The sequence below is a fragment of the Pseudarthrobacter sp. DSP2-3-2b1 genome (assembly GCF_049895945.1).
In the GTDB taxonomy this organism is placed as follows: domain Bacteria; phylum Actinomycetota; class Actinomycetes; order Actinomycetales; family Micrococcaceae; genus Arthrobacter.
In genome coordinates this window covers 25875-32919 of sequence record NZ_JAFCTI010000022.1, presented here as the reverse complement: position 1 = coordinate 32919, position 7045 = coordinate 25875, and the positions used below count along the sequence as shown (strand labels likewise).

6 protein-coding genes are annotated in these 7045 nt (G+C 64.7%); 4 read left to right on the top strand and 2 right to left on the bottom strand.

What is annotated here, in order from left to right; translation table 11 throughout:
- The first annotated feature begins 135 nt into the window (after positions 1 to 135).
- From ACP7AX_RS18750 to ACP7AX_RS18740, 3 genes are read left to right on the top strand one after another with little or no spacing between them, the layout of a single operon-like run.
- Entirely contained in the window at positions 136 to 2163 is a 2028-nt protein-coding gene (locus ACP7AX_RS18750) for a beta-galactosidase (protein ID WP_426228652.1), read from the top strand.
- 56 nt (positions 2164 to 2219) lie between these two features.
- Positions 2220 to 3260 carry a family 43 glycosylhydrolase gene (locus ACP7AX_RS18745; RefSeq protein ID WP_426228650.1) on the top strand — a complete coding sequence of 347 codons (1041 nt, stop codon included), beginning with the start codon at positions 2220 to 2222 and terminating at the stop codon, positions 3258 to 3260.
- Between the two features lie 10 nt (positions 3261 to 3270).
- The gene (locus ACP7AX_RS18740) at positions 3271 to 4254 is read left to right on the top strand and encodes a hypothetical protein (RefSeq protein ID WP_426228648.1); all 984 of its coding nucleotides are present in this window, start codon (positions 3271 to 3273) and stop codon (positions 4252 to 4254) included.
- Positions 4255 to 4347: 93 nt separating this feature from the next.
- Here the strand turns inward: ACP7AX_RS18740 and nagA are convergent, their stop codons facing one another.
- Positions 4348 to 5562 carry an N-acetylglucosamine-6-phosphate deacetylase gene (gene nagA, locus ACP7AX_RS18735; RefSeq protein ID WP_426228646.1) on the bottom strand — a complete coding sequence of 405 codons (1215 nt, stop codon included), beginning with the start codon at positions 5560 to 5562 and terminating at the stop codon, positions 4348 to 4350.
- Between the two features lie 67 nt (positions 5563 to 5629).
- Between nagA and ACP7AX_RS18730 the strand changes: the two genes are divergently transcribed.
- Positions 5630 to 6586: a PfkB family carbohydrate kinase gene (locus ACP7AX_RS18730; protein ID WP_131684288.1), complete on the top strand. Its 957-nt coding sequence runs from the start codon at positions 5630 to 5632 to the stop codon at positions 6584 to 6586.
- An 8-nt stretch (positions 6587 to 6594) separates the two neighbouring features.
- Here the strand turns inward: ACP7AX_RS18730 and ACP7AX_RS18725 are convergent, their stop codons facing one another.
- Complete coding sequence (locus ACP7AX_RS18725; protein ID WP_131684289.1) at positions 6595 to 6981, bottom strand: DUF1049 domain-containing protein; 387 nt, start codon at positions 6979 to 6981, stop codon at positions 6595 to 6597.
- Positions 6982 to 7045 lie beyond the last annotated feature (64 nt).

The window sequence follows — 7045 nt, the reverse complement described above, 5'->3', positions numbered from 1 at the left end:
CGGTGCTGATCTTCTTCCTCGTCTTCCAGCGCTACATCGTCGAAGGCGTCTCCACCCAAGGCCTCAAGGGCTAACGGTGCGCATGCCGCACTGCCGGTTGTGGACAGTTTCAACTACCCCGGGAATTCTTCTCCAATGAGCGAACATCACCACCAGCGCAAGGGTGCGTTCCCGGATCTCTACGTCGGAGCCAACTATCATCCGCACGACTCAGACCCGGAGCAGTGGGAACATGACATCAGCCTGATGTCGGCGGCGGGCCTCACCGTGGTCAGGCTCGGGCACCTCGCCTGGGACAGCTACGAACCCGAGGATGGCCGGTTCCACTTCGAATGGTTTGACCGCGTGATGGATCTGATGCACGGCGCCGGGATCGGAGTGATTCTTGATATCGCGATACGACCGGCGCCGCTGTGGCTGCATCGGAAACACCCCAGCATCGACATCACCGACTCAAGCGGCAACCGGCTGCACGCCAACACCCGCTACATGGTCGACGTCGGAGACCCGGCCTACCGGGAACACGCGCTGCGATTCACCGACAAACTGACACTCCGCTACGCCGATCACCCGGCCCTTCTGGCCTTCGGCATCGACAACGAGCCAGGGGACGGCCCGTATTCCTACAGTGAGTCGGTCCGGTCCCGCTTCATCGGCTGGCTCCGGAAAAAGTATGGGAATGCCGAGGAACTCAACCGTTCCTGGGCAGGCCAGCGGTGGTCGCGCCGCATTGGCGACTTCGAGGAGATCGGGCTGCCGCGGTCGGGGTCCATTGAGGGTGCCCCGGAGCGGGTGCTCGATTTCCGCCGCTTCGTCTCCGACGAAATCAACGAGTGCATGCTTTCGGTTATGGGGCGTGCCGAACAGAATGCGCCCGGCGCGCTCCTCACCACCAATGCCTGGTACTACAAAGAGGACGGACGGTACTTCGATTACGCGGAGATCGCCTACACCGGCAGGATGAGCCGGGGCGGGATGGGTTTTTATCCTGGCTATTCCCTCGTGAACAACGAGGGGATTTACGAAGCCCTTCTCGGGCTTGCCCGAATCCAGTTTGAGAATGAAACCCCGTTCTGGTGCACGGAGTTCACCACCATGACAGCGGTGCCAGGATCCGTCCGGAAGAGCGCCTACGCCTCGCTGCTCTTGGGAAACCAGATGGTCTGCGGGTGGACCTGGCAGTCGATGCATGGCGGTGAGGAACAGTACCTGCAGGGCATGGTGGATTGGGACGGCGAGCCCAACCGAAAGTACGAGGAGTACCGGCAGATCGCAGAAGAATTTGCCACGATCGGAGAGTTCGGGTTTCCCTACCGGCCGCAAGCCCAGATCGCACTGGCATATTCCTTCGACAGCCAGCTCGCCAGTGCCTCCTTCCCAGAAAAGCACGACCAACAGCTCCAGACGTGTTTCAACGCTGTCCTCGAACGCAACCTTGACCAACGGGTAGTGGATTTGAGCCGCAGCGAACTGGACTACAAGATCCTCGTCATTCCAGGCGCTGCCCTGATAGACGAGGCTTCGGCGGCCAACATCCGCCGTTTCGTCGCGGACGGCGGAACCGCCATCATGACGTCCTACTCCGCCGTTGTGGACGCTAACGGCCAGGTCTTCGGCACCGCTCGGCCGGGCCTCCTCGCTGATGTCTTCGGGATACGGCTCGGCGGGTACCAGGAAACGGCGCTGCTCAACGAGCTGACCTCCGGGCGGATGGCAGGCAACTCCCTGGACATCAGCTTGGGTGAAGCACTCATCCGGACCGAAACGCCGCGCTTCGACGAGGTCCATCTGCGTGGGGCCACCGCCACGGCGTCCATTGCTGGCCTGGATCGTGAGTACCCAGCAGTGACAGTCAATGAGTTCGGGAAGGGGCGTGCCATCTACCTTGCCCTTCCTGCTCGACGAGCCTTGTTCGACGCCGTCCTGGACCCAGAGATCAAACGCAGCCACATCCGCCCGGCGGTCAGCGTCCCTTCCGGCGTCCTTGCCAGACAGATTGACGAAACGCACATTCTTTACGTCAATCTCGATGGGGCCGATAAGCCGATCACCCCGTGCGGGCCGGCTCGAAGCATTCTGCACGGCCGCGACTATCCGAACGGGTTCACGCTAGCGCCGTTCGATGCAGATTTCGTCGAAATTTCCGGCCCCATCACCACCTGACCTGCTGAAAACCCGTCCCGGTTCCGCACTCCAACCCACACACTGAAAGACCTAATATGTCCAAGATTTTTCCCGGGCAGCCATGGCTCGACTCCAATGGCAACCGGATCCAAGCGCACTCAGGTTACATCTTCTCCGAGGATGGAATCTTCTATTGGTACGGCGAAAACAAGGAACGGACAGCACCCGGGTCCGGCATCTGGCACTGGGGGATCCGCTGCTACTCCTCGACCGACCTCATCAATTGGGAGGACCGCGGCCTGATCATCCCGCCGACGCCCGACGACATTGACTCCCCGCTGCATCCCACAAAACTGCTTGACCGCCCCCACATCATCAAGCACCCCGAGACGGGCAAGTACGTGTGCTGGGTCAAGATCATGGGCGAGGGCTTGAACCAGCGAACCACGGTCCTGACCGCGGATCACCTCCTCGGCCCCTATGAAATCGTCGCCACCGGCCTCAAGCCGCTGGGAATGAATGCGGGCGACTTCGATCTCGTCGTCGACCCGACGGATGGGAAGGCTTACTACTACTTCGAGCGGGTACACAGCGAGATGATCTGCGCTGATCTCACGCCCGACTTCACCGACGTGACCGGCTACTACTCAACCCACTTTCCCCAGCCGGGGCCGCCGGACGTGCGGGAGGCCCCTGCCTACTTCCGCAGGGGTTCCAAGCACTACCTGATCACGTCGGGGACGTCGGGATACTTCCCCAACGCATCAGAGGTGGCGGTGGCTGATACCTACCATGGCCCGTGGACCGTTCTGGGCGACCCGCATCCAGGCGACACCAGCAAGACTTCTTACCGGACCCAGATCAGTTCCGTCTTCCGTCACCCTCTTAAGCGTGACCTCTACATCGCACTGGCTGACCGTTGGCTGCCTGACCTCTCGCCGGAAGAGTCCAACCAAACGGAACGGTACCGGCGGCTGTTCAGCGGCGAGGAGGCGAACACGGAGAAGGCAGATGAGTCGGTCCAGCATCAGTCCGACCTCCGCGTTGCCGAGTACGTCTGGCTCCCCATCAGTTTCGACGGCGACGTGCCCCGTATCGACTGGCGCGATGCCTGGTCACCCGAAGAGTTCGACTGAGCCGCTGGAATTGAAGGAGCCAACAGCACCGGGAACGGTGACCTCGACGCATCTGGACAGCGGCGACCCCGATCTGGTGCTCCTTGAGGTGGACACCGGCCCTTTGCGGGCAGTCTTCCTGCCTTCGGTCGGGGGCCGGCTGCTGTCACTGCGGATCGAAGGGCGGGAGCTGCTTTGGGTTAATCCGCGCATCTTCGACGCTTCCTTCAAAGCCCTCGTGCCCCGGGGAGCCTGGCCGGTAGTGGACGGAACGTTTCCGTCCTGGACAAACGTTGGGGGATCGAAGACGTGGCCGGCCCCGCAGGGCTGGGACGGGAACCACCAGTGGCCCGGACCGCCGGACGCCATACTCGACTCGGGGCGATGGTCACTCACCACGACGCAGCTCCCTGAGGAGTTGACTGTGACGATGGTCAGCCCGCACGACCCCCGCACCGGGCTGTGCATCACGCGCGAATTCAAGTTCGATGCAGGCTCAACCAGCTTTCACGAAAGCATCCGCTTCCTAAATGTCTCCACCCGGGACGTTGAGTGGTCACTCTGGGAGGTTGTACAGACAGACACGTCGGCCGGGGGAGTAGTGAACGTGTCAGTCTGTACGGACGCTGCCCCCATCGACCTCGGACGGTACTCCGGCTCGGTGGAGGTATCGGTTGGGGACGGTGTGGCACGGTTGCAGGTCGCTCCCGGTGTGGCGAAGTTTGGCTTCCCGAACGCAACAGGCCGTGTGGCCTGGTGGGGCGGCGGCGGCGAAAGGCTGCAATTGACCGTTGAGGTGGACGAAGCCGCACGCTACCCCGACCAAGGGTCCCGCGTTGAGCTGTGGACCCAGTCTCCGCTTCCGAAACCCCTGGGCCAGTTGGATGGGTTCCATCCCGACGCCTGGCTCGTGGAGCTGGAGGTTCTGTCCCCGCTGTATAAGCTGAGGCCAAGCGAGAGCGCTGACTTCGACATCAGGTGGGACGCGTGCTGCCGAACTGCTGGCCGGCAGTGAGGTAACGCTGCTGCTTGACGCTTACCATGCGCTCGTCATGGGAGGACCTCGCACGCGAAATCGGTGGCGACATCACCCTGATCGGCCATGTACCTAGCCGGCCAGCACCCGCCCCGCCCGCATCACCAGGGTGCGCTCGAAGTCCGCGTCCACCACCACGACGTCGGCACGCAGCCCGGCGCGGAGGCTCCCCAGCTCGTCGTGGAGACCGAGGATCCGGGCCGGAACCGCCGTGGCGGACTGGACGGCGGCGGCCGGCTCCACGCAGGCGCCGACGCTCCGCCGCACGACTTCCAGCAGCGTGGCCGTCCCGCCCGCGAGCGACCCGTTGCTCCGCAGCCGTGCCTCGCCGCCACGGACGGTGACGGCCGACGGGCCCAGTTCGTAGTCGCCGTCGGGCAGCCCGGTAGCCGCCATCGAATCGGTCACCAGGGCGACGTTTTCGGCGCCCACCAGGTCGAAGACCATCCGGACAGTATCGTGATCCAGGTGCACGCCGTCGGCAATGAGCTCGACGGCGGCTGTCCCCCCGCGTGCCAGCCGCAGGCAGGCGGCCACTGGGCCGGGACTGCGGTGATGCAGCGGCGGCATGCCGTTGAAAAGGTGCGTGACGGTGGGACGCGAAACCCCCGGCTGGCCGGAGCAATTCAGCAGCCGCGCCGCCTCGGTGAGCGAGTCCGCCGTCGTCCGTGCGTCCGCGTCGGTGTGGCCCAGCGAAGGCGTCACGCCATGCTCGGCGAGCATCCGCACCACCTCGCCAGCCCCGGGAAGTTCGGGTGCGTAGGTCATGGTCTTCAGGTGGCCGCCGGCGGCGTGGATCAGCTCGCGCAGCAAAAACACATCAGGATCGCGCAGGAACCGGGGGTTCTGTGCGCCGCAGCGGGCGTGGGAGAGGAACGGTCCCTCTGAGTGGATGCCCGCAATAAGCCCCTCGTCGGCGAGCGGGGTGAGGGCGCCGATGGCCCGGAGCAGATCCTCGCGGGACGCCGTCACCAGGCTGGCCAGGAGGGTGGTGGTGCCGCTGCGGTGCAGGAAATCCACGGTGGTCCGGGCGGAATCGGCGTTTCCGGTGGGGAAATCGCCGCCCGCCGCGCCATGGCAGTGCAGATCCACCAGGCCGGGCAGGATCATGCTGCCTGGCGGCAGTTCGAACTCCTCGAAATCGGGCGTCGAGGCAGCCAATCCCGCGCGCGGACCAACATACGTAATGCGCTGACCAGAGACCGCCACCACCGCATTTTCGGTGGCCGAGCCGTCCGACAGGACCGTGCCTGCAAACAGGTAATTCCCAGGCTCGACGCGGTGCATGTCTTTCATGCTAGGTGACGAGCGCAATGCATGTGTCCGGCGGCGGCTTCTCTGGCAGAGTATGACCATGCTCACTGTTATCGGCGAAGGCCTTGTTGACGTTGTCCAGCGCGCCTCCGGAATCGAGGCCCACGTGGGCGGCAGTCCGCTCAACGTCGCGGTGGGCCTTGCCCGGCTCGACCATCCCGTGCAGTTCATCGGCCGCTATGGCCGCGACGCCTACGGGGATTCGGTGGCGGCGCACCTCCGCTCCAGTTCAGTCATGCTGCCGCTTGGCCCCGATGAGCTGCCCACCAGCGTGGCCACCGCCCTGATTGACGACGACGGCGCCGCCACCTACACGTTCGACCTCACCTGGGAGCTTCCCGGCTTGGCGGACCGCCTCGCCTTTATGCTGCAGGGAACCACCCTGCTGCACACGGGTTCAATCGCCACGATGCTGGCGCCGGGCGCCGCAGACGTGCTGGCCGCCGTCGAGCACGCCCACCCTGCAGCCACCATCAGTTTCGACCCGAACTGCCGCCCCAGCATCATCACCGATGTGGATTACGCGCGGCGGCAGGCCGAAAAGTTCGTCACCTTGTCAGACGTGGTGAAGGCCTCGGACGAGGACCTGGCGTGGCTCTACCCGCGTGCGGATGTGCTGGACTCTGCCCGCCGCTGGCTGGCACTGGGCGGTTCGGAAGGCCCTGCAATGGTGGTTGTCACGCGTGGCGCGGCAGGCCCCTGGGGTGTCACGGCAGCTGGTGAGGCCGAGTATCCGGCACCCCAGGTGGAGGTGGCTGACACCGTGGGCGCGGGCGATTCGTTCATGGCCGCTCTGCTCTCCGGGATCGTGGACCGTGGCCTGGCTGGCGCCCAGAACCGGGAAGAACTGCGGGACCTCCCGGCCGAGGGCCTGGCCGAACTCCTGGCCCACGCTTCCCGGGCGGCCGCCATCACCGTCTCGCGGCCGGGCGCCAACCCGCCGACGCGTGCGGAACTGAACGCTGTGCCGGAGGAATACGTGGAGGCGGGGGAGTAGCCCAGAGGCTACGCGCCGGTGAGCTTGCGGCGCCGTTTTTCACTGTGCCGCAGCTGCAGGATGCGGGCGCCACCGGCGATCGCTACAAGGATGCCGCCGCCGACGGCTGCGATGAAGAAGGCCACGCCTTGGGCGAGCCGGCCCTCAAAGCCGAGGAACTTCACGGCAACCATGTCCTGGTTCTGGATGAAGAAGATGATCAGCAGCACCAGCACGACCAGGCTGACAGCCACGGCACTCCAGATGACCGCAGCACGCGTAACGCGGTTAGGTGCGGGCGCGCTCGCCGGGGAACGCGCAGGTTCTGCCTGCGGGACCGTGGGTTTGGTATCAGTTGGCCTGGTATCAGGGGCCTGTGGTACAGCAGCCGGCGGCAGGGGTTCTTCTGTGCTCATACCGTCATTGTCTCTCCCAGACGGGTCATTTGGCGGGACCCGGGGAAGCTGGCGGTTGCGGCGG

Coding starts and splice junctions, on each gene's coding strand:
- ACP7AX_RS18750 (WP_426228652.1), top strand. CDS start 136: ATGAGCGAACATCACCACCAGCGCAAGGGTGCGTTCCCGGATCTCTAC.
- ACP7AX_RS18745 (WP_426228650.1), top strand. CDS start 2,220: ATGTCCAAGATTTTTCCCGGGCAGCCATGGCTCGACTCCAATGGCAAC.
- nagA (WP_426228646.1), bottom strand. CDS start 5,562: ATGCACCGCGTCGAGCCTGGGAATTACCTGTTTGCAGGCACGGTCCTG.
- ACP7AX_RS18730 (WP_131684288.1), top strand. CDS start 5,630: ATGCTCACTGTTATCGGCGAAGGCCTTGTTGACGTTGTCCAGCGCGCC.
- ACP7AX_RS18725 (WP_131684289.1), bottom strand. CDS start 6,981: ATGAGCACAGAAGAACCCCTGCCGCCGGCTGCTGTACCACAGGCCCCT.